The sequence below is a fragment of the Streptomyces sp. NPDC043861 genome, from assembly GCF_056435905.1.
Window position 1 is genome coordinate 68,572 of sequence record NZ_JBWKDP010000016.1, and the last position, 23,186, is coordinate 91,757.

Sequence of the window (23,186 nt, forward strand, 5' to 3'; positions counted from 1 at the left end):
AGAACAAGGTGACCAATCCCGCCGAGCGGCTCGTCGATCTGCTCGACCTCGAGCAGATCGAAGTCAACATCTTCCGTGGGCGCAGCCCCAACGAGTCGCTGCAGCGCGTCTTCGGCGGGCAGGTCGCGGGCCAGGCGCTGGTCGCGGCAGGCAGGACGACGGACGGCGTCCGCCCGGTCCACTCGCTGCACGCCTACTTCCTGCGCCCCGGCATGCCCGGGGTCCCCATCGTCTACCAGGTCGAACGGGTCAGGGACGGCAGGTCGTTCACCACCCGCCGTGTCACGGCGGTCCAGCAGGGCCGCACGATCTTCAACCTCACGGCGTCGTTCCACCAGCCCGAGGAGGCGGGGTTCGAGCACCAGCTCCCGCCCCGGCAGGACTTCCCGGCGCCGGAGACGCTGCCGAGCGTCGCCGACGAGATCCGTGAGCACCTGGGGGCGCTGCCGGAGGCCCTGGAGCGCATGGCCCGCCGCCAGCCCTTCGACATCCGCTACGTCGACCGCCTCCGCTGGACCAAGGAAGAGGTCAAGGAGGCGGACCCGCGCAGCGCCGTGTGGATGCGCGCGGTCGGCCCGTTGGGCGACGACCCGCTCGTGCACACCTGCGCCCTGACGTACGCCTCCGACATGACGCTTCTCGACGCGGTGCGCATCCCGGTCGAACCGCTGTGGGGCCCGCGCGGGTTCGACATGGCGTCGCTGGACCACGCGATGTGGTTCCACCGTCCCTTCCGCACCGACGAGTGGTTCCTCTACGACCAGGAGTCGCCGATTGCGACGGGCGGCCGGGGGCTGGCCCGTGGGCGGATCTACGACCGTGAGGGGCAGCTGCTGGTGTCGGTGGTCCAGGAGGGTCTGTTCCGGCCCGTGCGGCCGGCCGTGCGAGAGTGAGCGCAGAAGACCGTTACCGAGGAGAAGCTGATGACTCTGCACGACATCCCCCTGCGTACGCTCACCGGCGACCCCACGTCCCTCGCCGACTACGCGGACAAGACCGTGCTGCTGGTCAACGTGGCGTCCAAGTGTGGTCTGACGCCGCAGTACCAGGGTCTCGAGCGGCTGCAGCAGCAGTACGGGGACCGTGGCTTCACGGTTCTGGGCGTGCCGTGCAACCAGTTCGCCGGTCAGGAGCCGGGGAGCGCCGAGGAGATCCAGACGTTCTGCTCGACGACGTACGGCGTCTCGTTCCCGCTGCTGGAGAAGACGGACGTGAACGGTGAGAACCGGCACGCTCTGTACGCGGAACTGACGAAGGTCGCGGACGCCGAGGGCGAGGCGGGCGACATCCAGTGGAACTTCGAGAAGTTCCTGATCTCCCCGAAGGGTGAGGTCACCCGTTTCCGTCCGCGCACGGAGCCCGAGGCACAGGAGATCGTGGCCGCGATCGAGGGGCAGCTGGGCGCCTGACGGCCACCGGCGCACGACGAGGTGCGGGCGTACGGCTGCCGTACGCCCGCACCTCGTCGTGCGCCACCGGCGCGTCGCCGGCCGGGGAAGCACCGTGAGGACGCGTTGCGGTCGGCGTCACCCGAGTCGGCCGGGACCGAGGGTGATCTCCCGGCCTCTGGCCGGGGGTACCCTCCACCGGCCGGAGGCCGGTGGAGAGCGTCCTCGTACGGGGCGTACTCGGGCGACTCGACAACGCAGCGTGGGCCCAGCAGTGGCAGGTGGAGTGCCGTAGCTTCTCGGCGCGGGCCCGAGAAGATCGTCCGGACAGAGCCCAGGGGCTTGCGTTTGGATCGGGCTGGATCGGTGAGCGGGGTAGGGTGCGTGCGATCGCAAGGCGGAGGAAGGAGCCCACGCGGAGCGTGGGCGACCGACGACAACGCGGCGAGCATGCGCACCAGGACGCGAGCCCGGCAAGATCCAAACGAGAGGCCTTAGTGCTGTGACCGGATAGGTTTGCCGGGAAGCTCGCGGCGTCCGGTGCGGTGCATCGCAAGGCGGAGTATCGCCCTCGTACTGGATGTACTCGGGTGATTCGACAACGCAGCGAGGTACCGTGCAGGGCGTCGCGAGCCGGTGAACCTATCCGGTCACAGCACTAGCGGATCGGCATGCCCGACAGTGTCCGGGCGATCACCAGGCGCTGGATCTCGCTCGTGCCCTCGAAGATCGTGTAGATCGCGCTGTCACGGTGCATCCGTTCCACCGGGTACTCACGGGTGTAACCGTTGCCGCCGAGGATCTGGACCGCCTGGGCGGTGACCTTCTTGGCGACCTCGCTGGCGAAGAGCTTGGACATCGAGCCCTCGGCCGAGGTGAACGGCTTGCCGGCCACGGCCATCCAGGAGGCACGCCAGACCAGCAGCCGGGCCGCATCGATCTGGGTGCGCATGTCGGCGAGTTGGAATGCGACACCCTGATTGTCGATGATCGGGCGGCCGAACTGCTCGCGGGTCTTCGCGTACTCGAGCGCGTAGTCGTACGCGGCGCGGGCCGTGCCGACCGCCATGGCGCCGACGGCGGGCCGGGACGCCTCGAAGGTGGCCATGGCCGCGTTCTTCACCCGCTCGCCGCCCGACCTGGCACGCTCACGGGCACGCGCGAGTCGCTCGTCGAGCTTCTCCTTGCCACCGAGCAGGCAGGAGCCCGGTACCCGGACGTCCTCGAGGACGACCTCGGCGGTGTGCGACGCGCGGATGCCGTGCTTCTTGAACTTCTGCCCCTGGGAGAGACCGCGGGTGTCGGGCGGCACGATGAAGGAGGCGTGGCCCTTGGAGCCCAGCATCGGGTCGACCACCGCGACGACGACGTGGACGTTGGCGATGCCGCCGTTCGTGGCCCAGGTCTTCGTACCGTTGAGGACCCATTCGTCCCGGGCCTCGTCGTAGACGGCACTGGTGCGCATGGAACCGACGTCGGAGCCCGCGTCGGGCTCGGAGGAACAAAAGGCGGCGACCTTGACGTCGTCGACGTCGCCGTACATCTGCGGGATCCAGGTGCCGATCTGCTCCTCGGTGCCGTTGGCGAGCACACCCACGGCGGCGAGTCCCGTGCCGACGATGGACAGGGCGATTCCGGCATCACCCCAGAAGAGCTCCTCCATGGCCACGGGGATGCCGAGACCGGTGGGGTCGAAGTACTGCTGGGCGTAGAAGTCGAGCGAGTAGATACCGACCTTGGCGGCCTCCTGGATGACCGGCCAGGGGGTCTCCTCGCGCTCGTCCCACTCCGCGGCGGCGGGGCGGATGACATCCTTCGCAAAGCCGTGCAACCAGTCACGGACCTGCTTCTGGTCGTCGTTGAGATCGAGTGTGAACTCGGTCATGTCCCCTCCTGGTGCGCATCCACCCGCATGTTACTAGCGGTAACAACAGTCTGTTACTGCCAAGTAGAGACTGTCAACCGCAATGGGTGCGATCAACGGCAAGTGCCTGCGGAGTGTTACGTTGCGCAGGCCTCACGGATTTCGCACGGGCGGGGAGAACGCTATGGACACCACAACGCAGCAGACCGAACAACAGCGGTCGGCGGACCAGCGGCGGCGGGAGCTGCTCGAAGCCGCTGACCGCGTGGTGCTCCGCGACGGACCGCAGGCGTCCATGAACGCCATCGCCGCGGAAGCGGGGATCACCAAGCCGATCCTCTACCGGCACTTCGGAGACAAGGGCGGCCTCTACCGGGCGCTCGCCAAACGCCACACGGATGCCCTGCTGGACGCCCTCCGGGCGGCGGTGGACGCCCCGGCAGACCGGCGCGAGCGCGTCGAGAACACCCTCGACACCTATCTCGCGGCCATCGAGGCCCGGCCCCAGGTGTACCGCTTCCTGATGCACCCTTCCGAGGACTCGCAACAGCCCGAGTCCGAGCGGGGTTTCGACGTGGGCCGCCACTCGGCGCCGCTGCTGCGCCGCCTCGGCGAGGAACTGGCCAAGGTCATCGAGGACCGCGTCGACCTGGGTCCGGGCGGCAGCGACCTGGCAAGGGTCTGGGGACATGGCATCGTCGGCATGATGCACGGGGCCGGAGACTGGTGGCTCGGCGAACGCCCCTGCTCCCGTGCCCAGTTGGTGACCAGTCTGGTCGACCTCCTGTGGGGCCGCCTCGCCGAGGTGGAAGACCGCGACGGCAGCCCGGGGTTCTAGTGCTGTGACCGGATGGGTTCACCGGCTCGCGACGCCCTGCACGGCACTCCCCCTGGCTCCGCCGGGGGGAGCACCCCCACCGCCTTGCGATCCGTCCCCGCGGCCCCAAGGGGCCGGGGAAGACCCCATGCACCGGACGCCGCGAGCTTCCCGGCAAACCCATCCGGTCACAGCACTAGCGGGCGCCGGGGAGGCTGCGGCCCTGCCCCCACGGGGCGCGCCGTACCGCCCGCAGCGCACGGGCGCGCCGCCAGCCCGTCACGCGGTCCAGATAGACCCCGCCTTCCAGGTGGTCGCACTCATGCTGCAGACAGCGGGCGAAGAAGCCGGTGCCGTCCACGCGCACGGGCTCGCCGTCCATCGTGACGCCCTCGACCACGGCATGGTCGAAGCGGGGCGTGCCCGCCTCGAGGCCGGGGAGCGAGAGGCAGCCCTCGGGGCCGCGCACCTCGATCCCGTCGGTCAGCACGAGCCGGGGATTGACCACGTGCCCGAGATGGCGGACGTCCTCGTCGTCAGGACAGTCGTAGACGAACACCCGCAGCGGAACACCGATCTGGTTCGCTGCCAGGCCCACGCCGCGGGCCGCGTACATCGTGGCGTACATGTCCTCGACGAGCTGACCCAGCGACGGACCGAAGTCGGTGACGGGTTCACAGGGCGCGTGCAGCACCGGCTCCCCGAGCAGGCTCATGGCGCGCACGAGTCCGGAACTGCCGGGGATCGGACGGTTTCGCATGGCGGCAAGGGTACGTTCCCGCTGTCTCCGCGATGACCTCCGGGTTCGTCGAGGAGCCGCAGTTCGGCCGTCGGCCGGATCTCGATAGGCTGAGCCCCGACCGACGCAAGGAGGATCAAGGACGATGGCAGGACACCCTGGCAACGCAGAGCCGCTGTCGCCGCGGGCCAAGCTGGCCGTGACGGCAGGCAAGGCCGCAGCGGCGGTGTCGCGCGCAGCGGGACGTGGCAGCGGATCGGTGATCGGCGGCCGGGTGGCGCTCAAGCTCGACCCGGATCTGCTGAGCCGGCTGGCACAGCACCTCGACGTCATCCTGGTGTCGGCGACCAACGGCAAGACCACCACCACGCGGCTCATCGCGGAGGCCCTGCGCGCCAGCGGCCCGGTGGTCTCGAACGCCCTCGGCGCGAACATGCCCGCCGGCATCACCTCCGCACTCGCCGGCGGCTCCGACGCCAGATACGGCGTGATCGAGGTCGACGAGAAGTACCTGGCCGGTGTGGCCCGCGACACCACACCGAAGGCCATCGCGCTGCTGAACCTCTCCCGGGACCAGCTCGACCGTGCCGCCGAGACCCGGATGCTCGCCGAGAAGTGGCGTGAGGGACTGTCCGGCACCAAGGCGGTGGTCGTCGCCAATGCCGACGACCCGCTGATCGTGTGGGCGGCCTCCTCCTCCCCCAATGTCGTGTGGGTGGCCGCCGGGCAGGAGTGGAAGGACGACGCCTGGTCCTGCCCCGCCTGCGGCGGCGTGATGCAGCGCCCCGGTGACGACTGGTTCTGCGGCGAGTGCGGATTCCGCCGCCCCGCCGTGAGCTGGGCGCTCAACGGCGACCATGTCCTCGACCCGCACGGTTCTGCATGGCCGATCCACCTGCAGCTGCCCGGCCGTGCCAACAAGGCGAACGCCGCGACCTCCGCCGCCGTCGCCGCGGTCTTCGGCGTGCCGCCGCAGGTCGCCCTTGAGCGCATGTACCAGGTGCAGGCGGTCGCGGGACGGTACGACGTCGTTTCCTTCCTCGGCCGCGATCTGCGGCTGCTGCTGGCGAAGAACCCGGCCGGCTGGCTGGAGACCTTCTCGCTGATCGACCCGCCGCCGACCCCGGTGATCCTCTCCGTCAACGCCCGGGGCGCGGACGGCACCGACACCTCATGGCTGTGGGACGTCGACTACACCCGTCTCGCCGGACACCCGATCTTCGTGATCGGCGACCGCCGGCTGGACCTGGCCGTGCGTCTCGAGGTGGCCGGGCTGGACTTCCGGGTCTGCGACACCGTCGACGAGGCCGTGCGGCTCGCTCCCCCGGGGCGGATCGAGCTGATCGCCAACTACACCGCCTTCCAGGACGTACGCCGCCGCGTCGGCAACTGATCGTCGGCAACCGACCGCAGAGGAATATGAGCATGAGCGACAGCAGTCTGCGCCTGGTCTGGGTCTACCCCGACCTGCTCAGCACGTACGGGGACCAGGGCAACGCCCTGGTCGTGGAGCGCCGGGCCCGGCAGCGCGGACTCGGTGTCACGCGCGTCGACGTCCGCAGTGACCAGCCGGTGCCGACCTCCGGCGACATCTACCTGATCGGCGGCGGCGAGGACCGGCCGCAGCGGCTCGCGGCCGAACGGCTGCGCCGCGACGGCGGTCTCAGCCGCGCGGCGGCCAACGGCGCGATCATCTTCTCGGTGTGCGCCGGGTACCAGATCCTCGGTCACGAGTTCATCAACGACCTCGGCGAGCGGGAGCCGGGACTCGGCCTGCTCGACGTGGTCTCCACCCGCGGCGAGGGCGAGCGGTGCGTCGGTGACGTACTGGCCGACATCGATCCGCGTCTCGGCCTGCCGCAGCTGACGGGATTCGAGAACCACCAGGGCATCACCCACCTCGGCCCGGCGGCCCGGCCGTTCGCCCGCACCGTGCTCGGCAAGGGCAACGGCACCGGCGACGGCACCGAGGGTGCCTACAACGACACCGTCTTCGGCACGTACATGCACGGTCCCGTGATGGCCCGCAACCCGCAGATCGCGGATCTCCTGCTGAAGCTGGCCCTCGATGTGAACGCTCTGCCGCCGACCGACGACCGGTGGTACGAGGCGCTGCGCAACGAGCGGATCATGGCCGCGACACAGCCCGTCTGAGGGACCTCCGACGAACAGCCCGGCGCTCATCCGCCGGGCTGTTCGCACATCTGTGAGGCCTGTTCGACAGCGCCGTTGCCCATACGCACCAAGGTGTCCACTGGGCGGACTCCGGTTCGGCTCCTGCCGCCCCGCGCCGGTAGGGTGGCGGGGATCCAGCCGGACAACGTGGTCCGGAAGTTGGCCCACGTTGCAAAGGTATTCGGGCTCATGCGCATTGGCGTCCTCACCTCCGGAGGCGACTGCCCCGGTCTGAACGCGGTCATCCGTTCCGTTGTGCACCGAGCCGTCGTCGACCACGGTGACGAGGTCATCGGCTTCCACGACGGCTGGAAGGGACTGCTCGAGGCCGACTACCGCAAGCTCGACCTCGATGCGGTGGCCGGCATCCTGGCGCGCGGCGGCACGATCCTCGGGTCGTCCCGGGTCCAGCCTGCACATCTGCGCGACGGCGTGGAGCGAGCCAAGGGGCACGTCGAGGAGCTCGGTCTCGACGCGATCATCCCGATCGGGGGCGAGGGCACGCTCAAGGCCGCCAACCTCCTCTCCAACGCCGGCCTGCCGATCGTCGGCGTGCCGAAGACCATCGACAACGACATCGCGGCGACCGATGTGACGTTCGGATTCGACACCGCGGTCGGGGTCGCCACGGAGGCGCTCGACCGGCTGAAGACCACCGCCGAGTCGCACCAGCGCGTGCTGATCGTGGAGGTCATGGGCCGGCACACCGGCTGGATCGCCCTGCACTCCGGCATGGCGGCCGGGGCGCACGCCATCGTCGTGCCCGAGCGTCCCTTCGACATCGACGAGCTGACCAAGCGGGTCGGCGCGCGTTTCGAGGCGGGCAAGCGTTTCGCCATCGTCGTCGTGGCGGAGGGCGCCAAGCCTCGCGAGGGCTCGATGGAGTTCGACGAGGGCGGCAAGGACATCTACGGCCACGAGCGCTTCGCGGGAGTGGCCCGGCAGCTCTCCGTCGAATTGGAGGAGCGCCTCGGCAAGGAGGCCCGGCCGGTGATCCTCGGACATGTGCAGCGCGGTGGTACGCCGACCGCGTACGACCGTGTCCTCGCCACCCGCTTCGGCTGGCACGCCGTGGAGGCGGCGCACCGCGGCGAGTTCGGCATGATGACCGCGCTGCGCGGCACGGACATCACGATGGTGCCGCTGGCACGGGCGGTCGAGACGCTGAAGACGGTCCCGGACGAGCGCTATGCAGAGGCCGAGTGCGTCCTCTGAACCGGCGGCGCATCAGCCGGTCGCACCTCTTCCGATCCGGTTGTAGGTAGGCAACCGCCCCCGGCCGCGGCAGCGGTCGGGGGCAGTTCTAGTCTGGTGCGGACAACAAGCGCGAATCGGGACGCTCCAGGAGTACACAGATGGATCACAGCGGGCACGGCGAGCACGGGATGCAGATGGATCTGCCGCCGTTCACGCTGGGGCGGGGCCTGGAGTTCTCGGCCGACCCCTTTTTCCTGATCGGCTGCCTGGTGGCCGTCGGCCTCTACGGCTGGGGCGTCGTCCGGCTGAGGCGGCGCGGTGACGCGTGGCCGGTGGGCCGGACGGTCTTCTTCACCATCGGTGTGCTCAGCATCGCGCTGGTCATGTGCACCGCGCTGAACGACTACGGCATGGTCATGTTTAGCGTGCACATGGTGCAGCACATGGTGATCAGCATGCTCTCGCCGATTCTGTTGCTCCTCGGTGCCCCGGTGACCCTGGCATTGCGCGCGCTGCCGGTCGCGGGACGGGGCCGCAAGGGTCCGCGCGAGCTGCTGCTGGCGCTGCTGCACAGCCGCTACCTGCGGATCGTCACGCATCCCGCGTTCACGATCCCGATGTTCATCGCGAGTCTGTACGGGCTGTACTTCACCCCGCTCTTCGACTTCCTCATGGAGTCCAGGCCCGGGCACATCGCCATGATGGTGCACTTCCTGGCCGTCGGCCTGATCTTCTTCTGGCCGATCATGGGCGTGGATCCCGGGCCGCACCGCCCCGGCTATGTGATGCGGATGCTGGAGCTCTTCGCCGGCATGCCGTTCCACGCGTTCTTCGGTATCGCGCTGATGATGGCGAGCGAGCCGATGGTGAAGGCGTACGAGAATCCGCCGGCCTCCCTCGGGATCGCCGCGCTGTCCGACCAGAACGCGGCGGGCGGCATCGCCTGGGCGTTCAGTGAGATTCCGTCCGTCCTGGTGCTGATCGCGCTGGTGTACCAGTGGTACCACTCCGAGCAGCGGCAGGCGGTCCGCCAGGACCGGGCCGCCGACCGGGACGGCGACAAGGAGCTGGAGGCGTACAACGCCTATCTGGCTTCCCTCCAGGCGCGCAGCCGATGAACGGCCGCTGAGCGGGCCCGGGCGAGCCGGGCCGTCGTCCGGACCGGCATGCGCGGGCCTGCGGTGAGCAGCCGCGCGATGAGCACCCGGCAGTAGCGCGAGTACCGCCTCAGGGGTCACGATGGCTCCACGGCCATGGCCACGGCTCCCAGCCACGGCGCCGGCCCGGAGGAGGACGCGGATGTCCGGTTCCACGAAGACGATGGGTGTGCTCACCCTCGCGAGCCTCGTTGTCGTCACGGCCTACACGGTCGCGCTCGGCAGCAACGGCTGGCTGTGGTTCGGCTGGGTCGTACTCGGACTCGTGACTCTCGGCATGCTGGTTTCCAAGCCCACCTGACCCACGGGCCGACCGTCGGGAGGCGGCGCGCCGCGATCCTGGGTCGCCCCATGGCGCCGGGACCGCTGCCGTACGCCGGGGAGTCGGTGCCGGTGAGGTGGACGACGTGTCTCCAGTGGTCCGTGGCCGGCGCAGCCATGACGGGCGGCGGACCGGAAAGGGATGCCCCTACCACGTTCGGCCTGCCTGGAGCAGCTGGTCACGGACCAGGCCGACATGGGGATTGCCCTCGGATCCGGGACGCTGGACGAGGTAGCCCGTGTTGATCGGAGGATCCTCGGGGTCGTGGAGCAGGACCAGCGCACCCGAGGCAATTTCGTCCTGGCACAGATAGCGGGGAAGGACCGTGAAACCGGCGCCCGCGACGGCTGCCGACAGCACGCCCCGTAGATCGGGTACGGTCACGGCGGCCGGCCCGGTGAGCCGGCTGCCGAACACATGACGCCAGTACCGGCGGGCGATGGGGAGGTCCTCCGCGTACGTCACGAGCGGAATTCCCTGGAGCGGGGCCGGCCCTTCGGCGGCGACACGAGCCGGACCGCCCAGGCGGTCTGCCCAGGCCGGCGCGGCGACCAGCACGAACTCCTCGTCCATGAGCGGTAGTGCGGTCAGGCTGCGGCCGCGCGGGCGCACGGTCGCCAGGACCAGGTCGTGGCGACCGGCACGCAGCCCGTCGAGGAGCGGTTCCGTGAGGCCGGTGACCACCCGCAGCCGTACGCCCATGTCGACGAGGGGTGCGAGGGCCGGCAGCACACGTACGCACAGCAGCTCCGCGGGGCCGGCCAGATGGACGGGGTCGGCAGGGCCGTTCTCGTCGGAGTCGCCGTGGCCGGTCACGGCCGCGAGGGCGTCGAGGGGCGCGACGATCCGGGACGCGAGTTCGTCCGCAAAGGGGGCGGGGGCGACGCCGCGCGGCAGCCGCTCGAACAGTTCACGGTCCAGCTGTCGCTCCAGGGCGCGGATCTGGGTGGTGACGGTGGGCTGCGACAGGCCCAGCAGCCGTGCGGCGGCGGTGAAGGACCCCGACCGGTACACGGCGAGGAAAGTACGCAGCAGGTTCAGGTCCGGCGGACCTGCGGCGGGCCGCTGTCCCGTTCCCGTTCCCGGCGATCCATTGGATTCCCTATTCCTCACAACGGCGATCCTATTGGATTCCTATGGGTGGGCGGATCTACCGTCGAAGACGCCGCCGCACTGACGATCCGAGCACAGAACGTCAGGAATTCGGACCCGAGTGCGCGGCGCGACCATCCACGGGCCCGGGACGGGCCCTTCTCCCGGAAGAGAAGTGACATGGCAAAGATCCTTTTCGTGATGACGGGCGCCGACCACTGGACGCTTGCCGACGGCACCCGGCACCCGACCGGCTTCTGGGCCGAGGAGGCCGTCGCACCGTACGAGGCGTTCAAGGCAGCGGGCCACGACATCGTCGTGGCAACGCCGGGCGGCGTCGTACCGACCGTGGATGCCGCGAGCCTGGCCCCCGAGGTCAACGGCGGGCAGGAGGGCGCGGACCAGGTCGCGAAGGCGCTCTCGTCCCTCGTCGAACTGCGGCGCCCGGTGAAGCTGGAGGACGTGGATCCGGACGCCTACGCCGCCGTCTTCTACCCGGGCGGCCACGGACCGATGGAGGACCTGGCCGTCGACCCCGACTCGGGCAGGCTGCTCACCCTGGCCCTGGAGTCCGGCAAGCCGCTCGGTGTGGTCTGCCACGGCCCGGCCGCACTGCTCGCCGCCACCAGGAGCGACGGCACCCACGCGTTCGCGGGCTATCGGCTGACCGGCTTCACCAACGCGGAAGAGACCCAGGCGGGCTTCGCGGACAAGGCGAAGTGGCTGCTCCAGGACCGTCTCGCCGGGATCGGCGCCGACTTCCAGGAGGGCGAGCCGTGGGCGCCGAACGTGGTCGTCGACCGCAACCTGGTCACCGGCCAGAACCCGTCCTCCTCCGCTCCCCTCGCCGCCGAACTGCTCAAAAAGCTGGGCTGACATGGCTGCGGACCGCCTCACCGAGGTCCTCGACGCGACGTACGACTGCCTCAGGCGGTACGGCGTACGGCGCACCACGATGGACGACATCGCCTCCACGATGGGTGTGTCCCGGTCGGCGGTCTACCAGTACGTGCGCAGCAAGGACGACGCCTTCCGCCGCCTCGCCGAGCGTCTGCACACCCGGGCGCTCCGACAGGCGCGGGACGCCGCCGCCCGGGACGTCCCGTATGCCGAGCGCATCCGGGGCGTCCTGGCCGCCAGGCTCGACCTTGTCCTCGAACTGGCCGGGGACTCTCCGCACACCGCCGAGCTCACCGACGAGAAGACCCGTCTGTTCGGCGACATCTGCCACGGTTTCACGGCGGAGCTGCGCCGCCTGCTGACCGCTCTCTTCGCCGCGGCCGGCACCCCCTCCGCCGTCACCCCCGAGGAGGCCGCCGACATCTCCGTCGCGCTCGTCACCGGGCTGGAGTCGGCGGCCGACGGCCGACGGCTCCTCGTGCCGGCTGCGGAAGCCCTGCTGGCCGGGCTGCTGGGCACTCCGACCCACCCGTGCCTCGGAAATCGGACTCCGACGCCTGACGGGTCGCCACCGGAAGGGAAGGGACCGTCACGAGTCCGATCTGACGTCGTTACAGACGGCCGGGCATGCACTTAGACTGACCCTCTCCGTAGCATCTGTGACCTGCCAGAACGCCGCACCGCAGCCGGAACCGGCACAGTGGGGAGAGACTCTTTGTTCTACTACGTGCTCAAATACGTCATCCTGGGCCCGTTGTTGCGGTTGCTGTTCCGGCCCAGGATCGAGGGACTCGAGCTCATTCCCGCGGAGGGGGCGGCCATCGTCGCGGGAAACCATCTGTCGTTCTCCGACCACTTCCTGATGCCGGCGATCATCAAACGGCGCATCACTTTTCTCGCCAAGGCGGAGTACTTCACGGGGCCCGGGGTCAAGGGCCGTCTGACCGCCGCGTTCTTCCGCAGCGCCGGACAGATCCCGGTGGACAGATCGGGCAAGGACGCCGGGCAGGCAGCCATCCGCGAGGGGCTCGGGGTGCTGGGCCGGGACGAGTTGCTCGGCATCTATCCGGAGGGCACGCGCTCGCACGACGGGCGACTGTACAAGGGCAAGGTCGGGGTCGCCGTGATGGCCCTCAAGGCGCAGGTGCCGGTGGTGCCGTGCGCGATGGTCGGCACGTTCGAGATCCAGCCGCCCGGACAGGTCCTGCCGAGGATCAAGCGGGTGACCATTCGCTTCGGCGAGCCGATGGACTTCTCACGGTACGCGGGCATGGAGAACGAGAAGGCGGTACTGCGCGCCGTGACCGATGAGATCATGTACGAGATCCTGGCCCTTTCCGGCCAGGAGTACGTGGACGAGTACGCCGCCAAGGTGAAAGCCGAACAGGCCGCCGCAGCGCATCAGACCAGGAAGTTCCCGCGGCTGCGGCGCTGACCGGTCCATGGCCGGGCGGCGAGGGCATCATCGAGCAGCCTGCGCAGTCCCAGCGCGTCCCGGGCCACCGCGGTCACCAGTACGGCCGGCCCCGCGAGCGGTGTGAGTACGGCCGTTTCGCCGAACTGCATGGGCTCGGCAGGTTGTTTGTCCAACTCGGGTTCCACAACGAGAAGTTGACCGACGGCACGGTGTCCCGCGAGGACGGCTCCGCCGTCCCAGCCGTCCGGGCCGGCGGGCGCGGCAGGACCGTAGGCCAGCTCCTGGTCGAGCAGGGGACGGCCCGCGCGATGCACCGTGAGCCGGGCGGTGAGACTGCCGGTGTCCTCCCCGTGCCTTCCGAGGACCTGCTCCTCGCGCAGCAACAGCCGTGCCGTGGCGGCGAGCTGGACGCGGGTACTCATCCGCAGATCGCTCCCCCGGGCACTGATGAGCTGTTCGGGCATCCACTGCAGCTCGGCGTCCTCGCCCACGGTCAGCATGACGTCGTACGTGGCCTGCCGCCCCGGTTCACGCCCCGGCAGGGCGACCGTCGCGGCGGCCGAGTCGATGCGCAGCGCGGCGCCCGTGCGGACGTCCGCCTCGATGGCCAGCCGGTCTCCGCCCAGCGGTGCGCTCATGGCGCCGACGACCGTGACCCGGGTGTACGTCCCGTCGGACCGGGTACGGCGCAGCGCGAGCGGCCCGGCGCTCTCCAGCACGGGCAGACCGCCGTCGCGGGTGGCGACGACCCGGGCGGTGGCCCGGACGCTCATGCGGCCGCGGTCCATGACGAGAGCTTCGCGCGCACCCAGTCGGCGACCGGGCCCACGCCGTTCTCGGCGGTGAGCGAGGTGAAGGCGACGGGAAGTTCGCCCCGTTGCTCCTTCGCGTCCCGGGCCATCCGCTGCAGATCGGAGCCGACATGGGGGGCGAGGTCCGTCTTGTTGATGACGAGGAGGTCGGCGGTGGTGACACCGGGGCCGCCCTTGCGGGGGATGTCGTCGCCGCCCGCGACATCGATGACGAAGATCTGGGCGTCGACGAGGCCCCTGGAGAACGTGGCGGTGAGGTTGTCACCGCCGGACTCGACCAGGATCAGATCGAGGGGACCGACCGTGTCCTCCAGGTCCTCGACGGCTTCGAGGTTGGCCGAGATGTCGTCGCGGATCGCGGTGTGCGGGCAGGCGCCGGTCTCGACGGCCTGGATGCGCTCGGGCGGCAGCACCGCGTTACGCAGCAGGAAGTCGGCGTCCTCGCGGGTGTAGATGTCGTTGGTGACGACGGCGATGGAGAGCCGGTCGCGCAGGGCACGGCAGAGCGCGGCGACGGTCGCGGTCTTACCGGAGCCGACGGGGCCGCCGAGCCCGATGCGCAGGGCGCGCCGCGTGCCGTCGGGCCGTACGGCGTCGGCACTGACGGCGGACGGGGCGTCGTTGTCGTGGGTGCGGCCGAAGTGCATGACGAGACTCCTGTGGACGGTTACGAGGCGAAGAGACGTACGGGCCAGGCCGCATGCTGCTCGGCCGTGATGTCGAGAAGCGGTGCCGAGGCTGCGGGCAGGGCGTCGATGCCCCGGCCGGCCGCGGCTGCGGCTCGCCCGGCGACCTGGTCCATGTCCGGCGTGAGGCGGGCGAGGACGGCGGTGGCCTCGAAAGGGTCCAGGCCGAGGAGGCGTACCGCGGCGGTGGCCGGTCCGCCGACCGCCTCGTACACGGCACAGTGCGCGGCGTCCTGCGGGGTCAGTCCGGCCGCGCGTGCGGCGAGGCCGAGCACCACCGGCTGGTGGGCCCCTTTCGGCGACGCCGACGCGAGTGCGTCGAGCTCGGGTGAGGGCCAGGTGGCACGGGCCGCCCGCATCAGCTGCCGGCCGAGTTTGCGGCCGGTCGCGCGCAGTGCGGACGAGGGGGTGCGGGCGTCGGCGGCCTCGTCCAGCGCAAGCGGATCGAGGCCGAGCGCCGCGGCTGCAGCGAGCGCGGCGGAGGTCAGTCCCGTGGTGTGGAGCCGTCCGCGACAGAACGCGGCCAGTCCGGCGGCGTCCCTGATCCTCCCCGCCTTCACGGCGGCTTCCACTCCGCCCGAGTGTGCGTGACCCCCGGCCGGGAACCGTCCGTCGGCGAGGACGAGCAGTGCAGCGCGAGCCTGGGACGGCGAGGCCGTGTGTGGGTTCGCGTCCATGGGTCAGAAGAGGAAGTACCGCTGGGCCATGGGAAGTTCCTCCGCCGGTGCGGGCTCCACGGCTTCGCCGTCGATCGTCACGGTGAAGGTGTCGGCGTCGACGTCCACGCGTGGCAGGCAGTCGTTCTCGCGCATGTCCGCCTTCGTCACACCACGAGTGCTACGGATCGGGGCGAAGCGCTTGCCGGTGCCGAGCCTCTCCGGCAGGCCGTCCTCGATCGCCCGTTCGGTGGCGAAGTTGAGGGAGTTCATGGCCGGGGCGCGGCCGATGGCGCCGAACATGGGCCGCGGGAGGACGGGCTGCGGAGTGGGGATCGAGGCGTTGGCATCGCCCATCTGCGCATACGCGATCTGGCCTCCCTTGATGACCAGTTGGGGCTTGACGCCGAAGAAGGCGGGCTCCCACAGGACCAGATCGGCCAGCTTGCCCGTCTCGACCGACCCGATCTGGTGGTCCATGCCCTGGGCCACGGCCGGGTTGATCGTGTACTTGGCGACATACCGACGGGCCCGGAGGTTGTCGGCCCGGCCGTCGCCCGGAAGCGCGCCTCGGCGCTGCTTCATGACATGTGCCGTCTGCCAGGTCCGCAGGACGACCTCACCGATGCGTCCCATGGCCTGGGAGTCCGACGAGATGATGGAGATCGCACCGAGGTCGTGGAGGATGTCCTCCGCCGCGATGGTCGACGGCCGGATCCGGGACTCGGCGAAGGCGAGGTCCTCGGGGACCGCCGGGTTGAGGTGGTGGCAGACCATCAGCATGTCGAGGTGTTCCTCGATGGTGTTGACGGTGTGCGGGCGGGTCGGGTTGGTGGAGCTGGGCAGGACGTACGGCTCCGAGACGACCGTGATGATGTCCGGCGCATGACCGCCGCCCGCGCCCTCGGTGTGGTACGCATGGATCGTCCGTCCGGCGATCGCAGCCAGGGTGTCGGCGACGAACCCCGCCTCGTTCAGGGTGTCCGTGTGGACCGCGAGCTGCGCACCCGTCTCCTCGCACACGGCGAGGCATGCGTCCAGGGCGGCGGGGGTCGCACCCCAGTCCTCATGGATCTTGAACCCGATCGCTCCGCCGCGCAGTTGTGCGTGCATCGCCTCGCGCGACACGGTGTTGCCCTTGCCCAGCAGTCCGATGTTGACCGGGTAGTGCTCGAGGGCCTCGAACATCCTGGCCAGGTGCCATGACCCCGGGGTGATCGTGGTGGCCTTGGTGCCCTCGGCGGGCCCGGTGCCGCCACCGACGAGCGTGGTGATTCCGGAGGACAGGGCCTGGTCGACGATCGTCGGCGAGATGAAGTGGACATGGGCGTCGATGGCACCCGCGGTGACGATCCTGCCGTTCCCCGCGACGATCTCGGTCTCGGGTCCGATGACCAGCTCGGGGTGGACGCCATCCATTGTGTCGGGATTGCCCGCTTTGCCAATGCCCGTGATCCGGCCGTCGCGGATGCCGATGTCCGCCTTGACGACCCCCCAGTGGTCGAGGACCACCGCTCCGGTGATGACGGTGTCCGGGGCGCCCTCGGCGCGCGTCGTACGGGACTGGCCCATCGACTCGCGGATCACCTTGCCGCCACCGAAGACCGCCTCGTCACCGGCGCGTCCGGGACCGCCGGAACGGTCCTCCTCGATCTCGATGAGCAGCGCGGTGTCGGCGAGCCGGATACGGTCGCCCGTCGTGGGGCCGAACAGGTCGGCATAGGCGGCACGCGTCAGTTCAGCCATCGAGGGCACCTCCGGTCTCTCCCCGCAGTCCCGGCACGACACGCAGACCGGCCAGTGGTACGAGTTCGACGTCGACGGGGATGCCGGGCTCGAAGCGCACGGCGGTGCCCGCCGCGATGTTCAGCCGCCGCCCCCGGGCCGCGGCGCGGTCGAAGTCCAGGCCGGGATTGGCCTCGGCGAAGTGGTAGTGGGAGCCGACCTGGACGGGCCGGTCGGCGGCGTTGAGGACGGTCAGGCGGGTGACCTCACGGCCCTCGTTCAGCCTGACCGGCTCGTCCGCGTACAGGATCTCCCCGGGAATCATCAGCGGCCGCCCGTCAGACGATCGGGTCATGGACGGTGACGAGCTTGGTGCCGTCGGGGAACGTCGCCTCGACCTGGACGTCGTGGATCATCTCGGGGATGCCGGCCATGACGTCGTCACGGGTGAGCACCTTGCGCCCGGAGGCCATGAGCTCGGCGACGGTGCGTCCGTCGCGGGCCCCCTCGAGGATGTGGGACGTGATGAGGGCGACCGCCTCGGGGTGGTTGAGCTTCACCCCGCGGGCCCTGCGCTTGCCGGCGACGTCCGCTGCAACATGGATGAGCAGGCGTTCCTGCTCGTGCGGGGTCAGTTGCACGCTTCCACCTCAAAAGTCGTCCGGCCGGGGGCCTGTGCGTGTCAGCGGGACCGTAACCCGCGTCAACACTCCGTTGATCGCGATACGGGCATGGCGTGACCGACGTTTGAACGTTAGGGCGGAAGTTTTTCCGGCGCGTTAACTGATCTTGGGGACCTGCATGGACATCAGCCCGCGGAGTCCGTCCGCCAGGACCTTCGTCTCCGTGTCCCCGAACAGGGCCTGCTGGGCGATGAACCCCTGGGCGGTGGCCATGAGGGTGCGCGCGACATGCTCGGACGGCACATCGGCCTGCAGGATCCCACGGTCCCGGTAGGTGTCGACGAGCCTGGCCCATGCCTTCCGCATGTCGCCGAAGCCCTCGTGGAGCATGCGCGAGAGCTGCTCGTTGCGCAGCGTCTCGGTCCAGACCTGGACGATCAGCCCCGCGAAGGCCTGCCGGTCACCCCCCGGAACCTCCTCGTCGAGCAGTTTGTGCAGCACTCGCCCCAGGAGCGCGTCGGGGGTCGGCGGCGGTGACACGCTCGCGGCCTCCTCGAAGGCGGCCCGCACCCCGGTGAAGGCCTCCTCGGCGATGGCGAGGATGAGCTCGTCCTTGCCGCGGAAGTAGCGGTAGACGGCGCCGGCCGAGAGGCCCACCTCGGCGAGGACGTCCTGCATCGACGTGGCATGGAAGCCATTGCGGGCGAAGCAGCGCGCGGCACCGTCGAGGATCTGGCGGCGGCGGGCATCGAGGTGTTCCTGGGATACACGGGCCATGATCCCAATCTAAAACGAACATTCATTCTTGACAAATGAGGACGCTCCGCAGGACATTGAGCAAGCAAAACGAACGATCCTTCTTTTTGAGCATCCGAATCGAGGCACAGCATGTCCGCCCCCGCCGCACCCCGTCGCCGCATGATCGCGGTGATGGCCCTTGTCCCCGTCGTCGTGGCCCTGGCGCTCTGGGCCTTCGCCTGGCCTGCAGCCCGGATGGCGCCGCGCGAGCTGCCCATCGGCGTCGCGGGCCCGGCAGCCGCGACGGCGCAGCTGGAGCACCGGTTCGTGCAGCACGGAGAAGCGTTCGACGTGCACCGCTATGAGGACGAGGCCGCCGCCCGGGAGGCGATAGAGGACCGCACCGTGTACGGCGCGGTCGTGGCGACCCCCGAGGGACCGAAGACGCTCACGGCGTCCGCCGCGAGCCCGGTCGTGGCCCAGCTGCTCAGGGAGTCCCTGACGGCCGGTGCACCCGCGGGCACCCGGGTGGAGGCCGAGGACGTCGTCCCGGCCCCCTCGGACGACCCCCGGGGCGGCGCACTGGCGTCGAGCATCCTTCCGCTCGCCCTGGCGGGCGTGGCGGCCGGAGCCGCGGTGACGGTACTGAAACTGCGCGGGACGCGGGCGGTGGCGACACTGCTCGGTACCGCCGCCCTCGTCGGCATCACCGCGACCGTCATCGCCCACAACTGGCTGGGAGCCCTGACCGGCAACTGGTGGGCGGAGGCCGGAGTGCTCGGGCTGACCGTGCTGGCCGTCGGCGCCACCGTCGCGGGACTCGCCGCACTCGTCGGACCGGGCGGCATCGGCCTGGGCGCCCTGCTGATCATTCTGATCGGCAATCCGTTCTCGGGCATGTCGAGCGCGCCGGAGCTGCTGCCCGAGCCCGCCGGACTGATCGGCCAGTGGCTGCCGCCGGGTGCAGGAGGTTCACTGCTGCGGTCGGTCGCCTTCTTCGACGGCAGCTCGGCCGCCGCACCCGCGGTGACGCTGACCCTGTGGGCGCTCCTCGGAGTTGCTGCCACGCTGGCCGGTGGCCGCCGCCGTTCGACCGGACCGGCTCTCGAACCGGCCCCGGCCCCCGCACCGGCGAGCTGAACCGCCGGCACCCGACAGGGCGCCCGAGCGCCGGCCCGGAAGACCGTGTGTCCCCGCTGCAGCGGGGACACACGGTCTTCCCATGCGCGCCCGCGTCCCCGCAGTGCGTGCCCGCCCCGCACCCGGCCACGGCCGCACGCCACTGCGTGCGTGGGCCCGGGTCGGTCAGGTATTCACGCCGGGCTGCCGGTGCTGGGCCGCGAGGCCGAACCGGCCGCGTTCGCCCGGAGCGGACGTCGTCGGCGTGGAGACCGTCGACACCGAGGTGACGGGCCGTTCGCCGGCCGGGTGCTCCGCACCCCCGGCCTCCTCGAGACCGTCGAGTCGCTCCAGGTCAGCGGCGGAGACCAGGGCCACGAGGGGTTTCCCGTGGCGGGTCACGACGACGCGCTCGCCGCCGTACACAACGCGGTTGATCAGTTCGGCGAGCTCCGCACGTGCTTGCGTCACCGGAATCTCATAGGCCATGCTCCCCATCATAACGAGATGTACGTCCTGTACATTTTTTACAGATCCACCGCACCGCACGACCCACCGCACCGCACGACCGCTTCAGCGACGAGGAGAGGTACGCCATGAACCGCCCTTACGCCCGATACGTCCTGCCGGAGCTCACCGAGCGCACCAGCGTCGGCCTTCGCACGCTCGACCCCTACTCGAAGCTGATGGAGGAGCGGATCGTGTTCCTGGGCACGCCCATCGACGAGACCTCGGCCAACGACGTCATCGCCCAGTTCCTCTACCTCGAGCACGCCGCCCCCGACCAGGACATCAGCCTCTACATCAACTCCCCGGGCGGCTCCATCACCGCCATGATGTCCGTCTACGACACGATGCAGGTGGTGACCTGCGATGTGGCGACGACATGTCTGGGCCAGGCTGCCTCCACGGCCGCCGTGCTGCTCGCGGCGGGGACTCCCGGCAAGCGCATGGCGCTGCCGGGAGCGAGGGTCGTCGTCCGGCAGCCCGCGATGACCGAGCCCGTGGAGGGGCAGCCGACCGATCTGGACATCCAGGCACGCGAGTTGCTGCGACTGCGCGAGGAGATGGCCAGGATGCTGTCGCGGCACACCGGAAGAAGCGAGGAGCAGATCTCCTCCGCCTTCGAACGCGACACCGTCTTCGATGCGCCGGCAGCCAGGGAGTACGGCCTCGTCGACCACATCATCAAGAGCCGCAGGACGTCCGCCGCTTCCCCCTCGGCCCGGTGAGCCGTCGGTGCTGCTCCCGGAACTGCCACCGCTGCCCGCACTGACGCGCGCCGAAAGCGAGTTCATCGACCGCTATCTCGAAGTCGTCGACCAGCTCGGACGAATCAACCCGGCCGGGGGCGCCGCACACACCTATGCCGCCCTGCGCGCCGCACAGGCACTGGCCGCACACGCTGTTGGCCTCCGGGACGCGCTCGCACTGATGCACGCCCGCGGCGAGAGCGAGCTCCACACCCCCACACTTGCCCACGCACTGCGGGTGTTGGACGGGGAGCGAAGGGCGGCGCGAATCATCGTCCCTCCGGAGCCGACCAGTTGAACCGGCGCCCGGAGAGCGGCGACGGAGGCGCGGCTGCGGGGGTGGGCAGGCGTACGAGTGGGTGTCGGCCAACCGGCGTAGGCGTGGCTTCGACATAAGTGCCGTGCGAGTTGCGCAACCTGATGGGCCATTCGGCGGAATGAGAGGTTCCGCTGCTGGTCCAGCGCTCGTCACGCCTCCCTCGTCCGTCGGCCAAATGGGTCCGTCCACCTGAATGGATCAGTGGTGAGGAGCCTCACAAATCGCCGTTTCGACTCGGAAATCCGGCAGTTCGTGCGTCAAGATCCCTGGGACGACAAGCCCCCGCCACCGCGGCGGGGCGGTCCGGGCGGACGCCGAGTCCTGCCGCCGCACCGGATGCCTGGTCGACATCAGTGCTTCGGCAGGAGTGGAGGACCCACGCAGTACGGCCCGGCCGCCGACACGGCAGGGCCTTGGGGTGAAGCCGCTTGCGCGGCCGGGCATCTTCGTTGGCCCGAACCCGACAGGTCATCCTTCACAGGCGGCTGACGAAGGGTTGCGCATGACTGCGCAGACACACGGTCCGTCCCTGCTCTCCCGGACGGGCGCCGTTTCGGCTCTCACCATCGCCGCCGTCGGCGGCTCCCTGCTCGTACCGGGCGGCACACAGGAGGCCCAGGCCGCCACCGCACACGCATCGAAGGCCCTCAAGGTGGCCGCCTCCAAGAAGGGCGCCCCGTACCGGTACGGCGCCACGGGCCCGCACCGCTTCGACTGCTCGGGGCTCACCCTGTACTCGTACAAGAAGGCGGGCAAGGCCCTGCCGCGCACGGCACAGGCGCAGTACAACCGCACGCGGCACATCCGTGCATCCACCCGCCAGGTGGGCGACCTGGTGTTCTTCCACTACCGCGGGAACATCTACCACGTCGGGATCTACGCGGGTCACGGAAAGATCTGGCACTCCCCCAAGACCGGCTCCGTCGTCAAACTGAGCAAGATCTGGTCCAAGAGCGTCCGCTATGGACGCGTGCGCTGACCTGCACGGACGGGCAAACGGCCCAGTGAGGTGACAGGTTCCGCGGGGCACGGGCAATTCGTCATACATGGCCGACGATCCCCGTGCCTCGCGCGACGAGTCCGAGCTCGAAAGAGCGGACCGCAACTTCGCCGAGCTGCTGCAGGAGCTGCGGGTCATCCAGACCGGCGTACAGATCCTGTTCGCGTTTCTGCTGACCCTCGCCTTCACCGCCCGGTTCCCGTCCCTCGACTCGTTCCAGCGAGGCACGTACGTGACGACGCTGATGCTGGCCGTGGTGGCCGCAGCGCTGTTCACCGCACCCGCGGCGGTGCACCGCGGACTGTTCCGCAGGGGCGCCAAACGGGAGATCGTCTCGGTCTCCTCGCGGCTCGCGGGAATCGGCCTTGCGGTGCTCGCCCTGGCCCTGACCTCGGCGGTACTGCTGGTCGTCGATGTCGTGCACGGCACGCCCGAAGGGGTCGCCGCCGCTGCGACGACCCTGTTCGTCTGCGTCCTGCTGTGGGGGGCGCTGCCCCTGGTCCTCGGCCGGAGGCTCAGCGAGCCGCCGGAGCGATCACCAGAGCCAGGCCGAGAGCGGTGAGAGCCCCGCCGCTGACGCCCTCGACGGTGCGAGCGGCCCGCGGCCGGCGAAGCCACCGTCCCAGCCGGTCCACGAGCAGCGCCACCAGTGGGAACCAGACGAGTGCGAGTGCCACGACGATGCCGGCCAGCAGCAGCGTGCGCGGCAGTACCGCGGCATCGTCCGGCACGAACTGCGGCAGCAGGCTGAGGAAGAGCACCGGCGCCTTGGGATTGAGCACATTGGTGAGGAAGCCCTGGCGCAGACTGCGCACGGCTCCCGTGCCGGTCACGAAGCGCTCGGCGTCCCCTACGGCCGCCGGCCTCGGCCGGAGAGCATTGCGCAGGGCCTGTACACCCAGGTAGAGGACGTAGGCACCCCCCACGAACTGGAGCGTCCGGTACAGGACCGGCACGGCGACCAGCAGCGCCGCGAGTCCTGCGACGGCCAACGCGGTGTGGACGACCAGTCCTCCGGCCACCCCGAGCGCGGCGGCGACGCCGTCGGAGCGGGAGGCCAGGGCATTGCGTACGACGACCGTGAAATCTGCGCCCGGCATGGCGACCATGCCCGCCGCGACCCCGACGAAGGCGATCAGCTGTGCGTCCATGACCCCACCCTGGACCACGACAGCCCTTAGCGTGTA

At 70.1% G+C, this 23,186-nt stretch carries 28 protein-coding genes and 1 riboswitch; of the genes, 16 read left to right on the forward strand and 12 right to left on the reverse strand.

Features of this window, described 5'->3' with window-relative positions; all coding sequences use genetic code 11:
- Positions 1 to 8: 8 nt before the first annotated feature.
- Complete coding sequence (locus AC068D_RS29730) at positions 9 to 893, forward strand: acyl-CoA thioesterase (RefSeq protein WP_478826318.1); 885 nt, start codon at positions 9 to 11, stop codon at positions 891 to 893.
- 30 nt (positions 894 to 923) lie between these two features.
- On the forward strand, positions 924 to 1,409 hold the full coding sequence (locus AC068D_RS29735) for a glutathione peroxidase (RefSeq protein ID WP_478826186.1): 486 nt from the start codon (positions 924 to 926) through the stop codon (positions 1,407 to 1,409).
- A gap of 637 nt (positions 1,410 to 2,046) precedes the next feature.
- Here AC068D_RS29735 and AC068D_RS29740 read toward each other — a convergent pair.
- Positions 2,047 to 3,273, reverse strand: a complete 1,227-nt coding sequence (locus tag AC068D_RS29740) for an acyl-CoA dehydrogenase family protein (protein ID WP_478826187.1) — start codon at positions 3,271 to 3,273, stop codon at positions 2,047 to 2,049.
- A 163-nt stretch (positions 3,274 to 3,436) separates the two neighbouring features.
- Between AC068D_RS29740 and AC068D_RS29745 the strand changes: the two genes are divergently transcribed.
- Positions 3,437 to 4,090 carry a TetR/AcrR family transcriptional regulator gene (locus AC068D_RS29745; protein ID WP_478826188.1) on the forward strand — a complete coding sequence of 218 codons (654 nt, stop codon included), beginning with the start codon at positions 3,437 to 3,439 and terminating at the stop codon, positions 4,088 to 4,090.
- 175 nt (positions 4,091 to 4,265) lie between these two features.
- Here the strand turns inward: AC068D_RS29745 and def are convergent, their stop codons facing one another.
- On the reverse strand, positions 4,266 to 4,829 hold the full coding sequence (gene def, locus AC068D_RS29750) for a peptide deformylase (RefSeq protein ID WP_478826189.1): 564 nt from the start codon (positions 4,827 to 4,829) through the stop codon (positions 4,266 to 4,268).
- 124 nt (positions 4,830 to 4,953) lie between these two features.
- On the opposite strand from def, the gene AC068D_RS29755 reads away from it, so the two are divergent.
- The 5 genes from AC068D_RS29755 (at position 4,954) to AC068D_RS29775 (ending at position 9,638) form a co-directional block, all read left to right on the forward strand.
- Entirely contained in the window at positions 4,954 to 6,201 is a 1,248-nt protein-coding gene (locus tag AC068D_RS29755; protein ID WP_478826190.1) for a MurT ligase domain-containing protein, read from the forward strand.
- 32 nt (positions 6,202 to 6,233) lie between these two features.
- Positions 6,234 to 6,962, forward strand: a complete 729-nt coding sequence (locus AC068D_RS29760; protein WP_478826191.1) for a type 1 glutamine amidotransferase — start codon at positions 6,234 to 6,236, stop codon at positions 6,960 to 6,962.
- A gap of 210 nt (positions 6,963 to 7,172) precedes the next feature.
- Positions 7,173 to 8,198 (forward strand): 6-phosphofructokinase, encoded by a 1,026-nt coding sequence (locus AC068D_RS29765; protein ID WP_478826192.1) that lies wholly within the window; start codon positions 7,173 to 7,175, stop codon positions 8,196 to 8,198.
- Positions 8,199 to 8,338: 140 nt separating this feature from the next.
- Entirely contained in the window at positions 8,339 to 9,298 is a 960-nt protein-coding gene (locus AC068D_RS29770) for a cytochrome c oxidase assembly protein (protein ID WP_478826193.1), read from the forward strand.
- Between the two features lie 181 nt (positions 9,299 to 9,479).
- The gene (locus tag AC068D_RS29775) at positions 9,480 to 9,638 is read left to right on the forward strand and encodes a hypothetical protein (RefSeq protein ID WP_478826194.1); all 159 of its coding nucleotides are present in this window, start codon (positions 9,480 to 9,482) and stop codon (positions 9,636 to 9,638) included.
- Positions 9,639 to 9,806: 168 nt separating this feature from the next.
- On the opposite strand, the gene AC068D_RS29780 is transcribed toward AC068D_RS29775, so the two are convergent.
- Positions 9,807 to 10,772, reverse strand: coding sequence for a LysR family transcriptional regulator (locus AC068D_RS29780; protein ID WP_478826195.1), 966 nt, complete (start codon positions 10,770 to 10,772; stop codon positions 9,807 to 9,809).
- Between the two features lie 159 nt (positions 10,773 to 10,931).
- On the opposite strand from AC068D_RS29780, the gene AC068D_RS29785 reads away from it, so the two are divergent.
- From AC068D_RS29785 to AC068D_RS29795, 3 genes are all read left to right on the forward strand, one after another.
- The gene (locus AC068D_RS29785; RefSeq protein ID WP_478826196.1) at positions 10,932 to 11,627 is read left to right on the forward strand and encodes a type 1 glutamine amidotransferase domain-containing protein; all 696 of its coding nucleotides are present in this window, start codon (positions 10,932 to 10,934) and stop codon (positions 11,625 to 11,627) included.
- Position 11,628: 1 nt separating this feature from the next.
- Positions 11,629 to 12,288, forward strand: coding sequence for a TetR/AcrR family transcriptional regulator (locus AC068D_RS29790; RefSeq protein WP_478826197.1), 660 nt, complete (start codon positions 11,629 to 11,631; stop codon positions 12,286 to 12,288).
- A gap of 78 nt (positions 12,289 to 12,366) precedes the next feature.
- On the forward strand, positions 12,367 to 13,086 hold the full coding sequence (locus tag AC068D_RS29795) for a lysophospholipid acyltransferase family protein (protein ID WP_478826198.1): 720 nt from the start codon (positions 12,367 to 12,369) through the stop codon (positions 13,084 to 13,086).
- Here AC068D_RS29795 and AC068D_RS29800 read toward each other — a convergent pair.
- The 7 genes from AC068D_RS29800 to AC068D_RS29830 all read right to left on the reverse strand — a co-directional run bounded on the left by AC068D_RS29800 (position 13,053) and on the right by AC068D_RS29830 (position 18,347).
- The gene (locus AC068D_RS29800) at positions 13,053 to 13,841 is read right to left on the reverse strand and encodes an urease accessory protein UreD (RefSeq protein WP_478826319.1); all 789 of its coding nucleotides are present in this window, start codon (positions 13,839 to 13,841) and stop codon (positions 13,053 to 13,055) included. The two genes, AC068D_RS29795 and AC068D_RS29800, sit on opposite strands and share 34 nt — an antisense overlap.
- Entirely contained in the window at positions 13,838 to 14,527 is a 690-nt protein-coding gene (ureG, locus tag AC068D_RS29805) for an urease accessory protein UreG (RefSeq protein WP_478826199.1), read from the reverse strand. The genes AC068D_RS29800 and ureG overlap by 4 nt, the downstream gene beginning before the upstream one ends.
- A 20-nt stretch (positions 14,528 to 14,547) precedes the next feature.
- The gene (locus AC068D_RS29810) at positions 14,548 to 15,243 is read right to left on the reverse strand and encodes an urease accessory protein UreF (protein WP_478826200.1); all 696 of its coding nucleotides are present in this window, start codon (positions 15,241 to 15,243) and stop codon (positions 14,548 to 14,550) included.
- A 3-nt stretch (positions 15,244 to 15,246) separates the two neighbouring features.
- Complete coding sequence (locus AC068D_RS29815) at positions 15,247 to 16,968, reverse strand: urease subunit alpha (RefSeq protein ID WP_478826201.1); 1,722 nt, start codon at positions 16,966 to 16,968, stop codon at positions 15,247 to 15,249.
- Positions 16,961 to 17,272: an urease subunit beta gene (locus tag AC068D_RS29820; RefSeq protein WP_478826320.1), complete on the reverse strand. Its 312-nt coding sequence runs from the start codon at positions 17,270 to 17,272 to the stop codon at positions 16,961 to 16,963. The genes AC068D_RS29815 and AC068D_RS29820 overlap by 8 nt, the downstream gene beginning before the upstream one ends.
- A 13-nt stretch (positions 17,273 to 17,285) precedes the next feature.
- The gene (locus AC068D_RS29825; RefSeq protein WP_478826202.1) at positions 17,286 to 17,588 is read right to left on the reverse strand and encodes an urease subunit gamma; all 303 of its coding nucleotides are present in this window, start codon (positions 17,586 to 17,588) and stop codon (positions 17,286 to 17,288) included.
- Positions 17,589 to 17,726: 138 nt separating this feature from the next.
- Positions 17,727 to 18,347, reverse strand: a complete 621-nt coding sequence (locus tag AC068D_RS29830) for a TetR/AcrR family transcriptional regulator (RefSeq protein WP_478826203.1) — start codon at positions 18,345 to 18,347, stop codon at positions 17,727 to 17,729.
- Positions 18,348 to 18,458: 111 nt separating this feature from the next.
- Here AC068D_RS29830 and AC068D_RS29835 point away from each other — a divergent pair, with 111 nt between their 5' ends.
- The gene (locus AC068D_RS29835) at positions 18,459 to 19,448 is read left to right on the forward strand and encodes an ABC transporter permease (protein ID WP_478826204.1); all 990 of its coding nucleotides are present in this window, start codon (positions 18,459 to 18,461) and stop codon (positions 19,446 to 19,448) included.
- A 165-nt stretch (positions 19,449 to 19,613) separates the two neighbouring features.
- Here the strand turns inward: AC068D_RS29835 and AC068D_RS29840 are convergent, their stop codons facing one another.
- On the reverse strand, positions 19,614 to 19,916 hold the full coding sequence (locus AC068D_RS29840) for a type II toxin-antitoxin system Phd/YefM family antitoxin (protein ID WP_478826205.1): 303 nt from the start codon (positions 19,914 to 19,916) through the stop codon (positions 19,614 to 19,616).
- A 107-nt stretch (positions 19,917 to 20,023) separates the two neighbouring features.
- Between AC068D_RS29840 and AC068D_RS29845 the strand changes: the two genes are divergently transcribed.
- The 4 genes from AC068D_RS29845 (at position 20,024) to AC068D_RS29860 (ending at position 22,561) form a co-directional block, all read left to right on the forward strand.
- A complete protein-coding gene (locus tag AC068D_RS29845) occupies positions 20,024 to 20,659 on the forward strand; it encodes an ATP-dependent Clp protease proteolytic subunit (protein WP_478826206.1) in 636 nt (211 codons plus the stop codon).
- A 7-nt stretch (positions 20,660 to 20,666) separates the two neighbouring features.
- A complete protein-coding gene (locus AC068D_RS29850) occupies positions 20,667 to 20,978 on the forward strand; it encodes a hypothetical protein (protein WP_478826207.1) in 312 nt (103 codons plus the stop codon).
- Between the two features lie 365 nt (positions 20,979 to 21,343).
- Positions 21,344 to 21,498: riboswitch (cyclic di-AMP (ydaO/yuaA leader) on the forward strand.
- Between the two features lie 3 nt (positions 21,499 to 21,501).
- Entirely contained in the window at positions 21,502 to 21,978 is a 477-nt protein-coding gene (locus AC068D_RS29855; protein WP_478826208.1) for a C40 family peptidase, read from the forward strand.
- 67 nt (positions 21,979 to 22,045) lie between these two features.
- Positions 22,046 to 22,561, forward strand: coding sequence for a DUF6328 family protein (locus tag AC068D_RS29860; protein WP_478826209.1), 516 nt, complete (start codon positions 22,046 to 22,048; stop codon positions 22,559 to 22,561).
- Here the strand turns inward: AC068D_RS29860 and AC068D_RS29865 are convergent.
- Positions 22,515 to 23,150 (reverse strand): LysE family translocator, encoded by a 636-nt coding sequence (locus AC068D_RS29865; protein WP_478826210.1) that lies wholly within the window; start codon positions 23,148 to 23,150, stop codon positions 22,515 to 22,517. The two genes, AC068D_RS29860 and AC068D_RS29865, sit on opposite strands and share 47 nt — an antisense overlap.
- Between the last annotated feature and the right edge of the window lie 36 nt (positions 23,151 to 23,186).

Excerpts from the sequence above, each read along its gene's own strand:
- AC068D_RS29735 (WP_478826186.1), top strand. The coding sequence starts at position 924 with ATGACTCTGCACGACATCCCCCTGCGTACGCTCACCGGCGACCCCACG.
- AC068D_RS29740 (WP_478826187.1), bottom strand. The coding sequence starts at position 3,273 with ATGACCGAGTTCACACTCGATCTCAACGACGACCAGAAGCAGGTCCGT.
- AC068D_RS29745 (WP_478826188.1), top strand. The coding sequence starts at position 3,437 with ATGGACACCACAACGCAGCAGACCGAACAACAGCGGTCGGCGGACCAG.
- def (WP_478826189.1), bottom strand. The coding sequence starts at position 4,829 with ATGCGAAACCGTCCGATCCCCGGCAGTTCCGGACTCGTGCGCGCCATG.
- AC068D_RS29755 (WP_478826190.1), top strand. The coding sequence starts at position 4,954 with ATGGCAGGACACCCTGGCAACGCAGAGCCGCTGTCGCCGCGGGCCAAG.
- AC068D_RS29760 (WP_478826191.1), top strand. The coding sequence starts at position 6,234 with ATGAGCGACAGCAGTCTGCGCCTGGTCTGGGTCTACCCCGACCTGCTC.
- AC068D_RS29765 (WP_478826192.1), top strand. The coding sequence starts at position 7,173 with ATGCGCATTGGCGTCCTCACCTCCGGAGGCGACTGCCCCGGTCTGAAC.
- AC068D_RS29770 (WP_478826193.1), top strand. The coding sequence starts at position 8,339 with ATGGATCACAGCGGGCACGGCGAGCACGGGATGCAGATGGATCTGCCG.
- AC068D_RS29775 (WP_478826194.1), top strand. The coding sequence starts at position 9,480 with ATGTCCGGTTCCACGAAGACGATGGGTGTGCTCACCCTCGCGAGCCTC.
- AC068D_RS29785 (WP_478826196.1), top strand. The coding sequence starts at position 10,932 with ATGGCAAAGATCCTTTTCGTGATGACGGGCGCCGACCACTGGACGCTT.
- AC068D_RS29790 (WP_478826197.1), top strand. The coding sequence starts at position 11,629 with ATGGCTGCGGACCGCCTCACCGAGGTCCTCGACGCGACGTACGACTGC.
- AC068D_RS29800 (WP_478826319.1), bottom strand. The coding sequence starts at position 13,841 with ATGAGCGTCCGGGCCACCGCCCGGGTCGTCGCCACCCGCGACGGCGGT.
- ureG (WP_478826199.1), bottom strand. The coding sequence starts at position 14,527 with ATGCACTTCGGCCGCACCCACGACAACGACGCCCCGTCCGCCGTCAGT.
- AC068D_RS29810 (WP_478826200.1), bottom strand. The coding sequence starts at position 15,243 with ATGGACGCGAACCCACACACGGCCTCGCCGTCCCAGGCTCGCGCTGCA.
- AC068D_RS29815 (WP_478826201.1), bottom strand. The coding sequence starts at position 16,968 with ATGGCTGAACTGACGCGTGCCGCCTATGCCGACCTGTTCGGCCCCACG.
- AC068D_RS29820 (WP_478826320.1), bottom strand. The coding sequence starts at position 17,272 with ATGATTCCCGGGGAGATCCTGTACGCGGACGAGCCGGTCAGGCTGAAC.
- AC068D_RS29830 (WP_478826203.1), bottom strand. The coding sequence starts at position 18,347 with ATGGCCCGTGTATCCCAGGAACACCTCGATGCCCGCCGCCGCCAGATC.
- AC068D_RS29835 (WP_478826204.1), top strand. The coding sequence starts at position 18,459 with ATGTCCGCCCCCGCCGCACCCCGTCGCCGCATGATCGCGGTGATGGCC.
- AC068D_RS29840 (WP_478826205.1), bottom strand. The coding sequence starts at position 19,916 with ATGGCCTATGAGATTCCGGTGACGCAAGCACGTGCGGAGCTCGCCGAA.
- AC068D_RS29845 (WP_478826206.1), top strand. The coding sequence starts at position 20,024 with ATGAACCGCCCTTACGCCCGATACGTCCTGCCGGAGCTCACCGAGCGC.
- AC068D_RS29855 (WP_478826208.1), top strand. The coding sequence starts at position 21,502 with ATGACTGCGCAGACACACGGTCCGTCCCTGCTCTCCCGGACGGGCGCC.
- AC068D_RS29860 (WP_478826209.1), top strand. The coding sequence starts at position 22,046 with ATGGCCGACGATCCCCGTGCCTCGCGCGACGAGTCCGAGCTCGAAAGA.
- AC068D_RS29865 (WP_478826210.1), bottom strand. The coding sequence starts at position 23,150 with ATGGACGCACAGCTGATCGCCTTCGTCGGGGTCGCGGCGGGCATGGTC.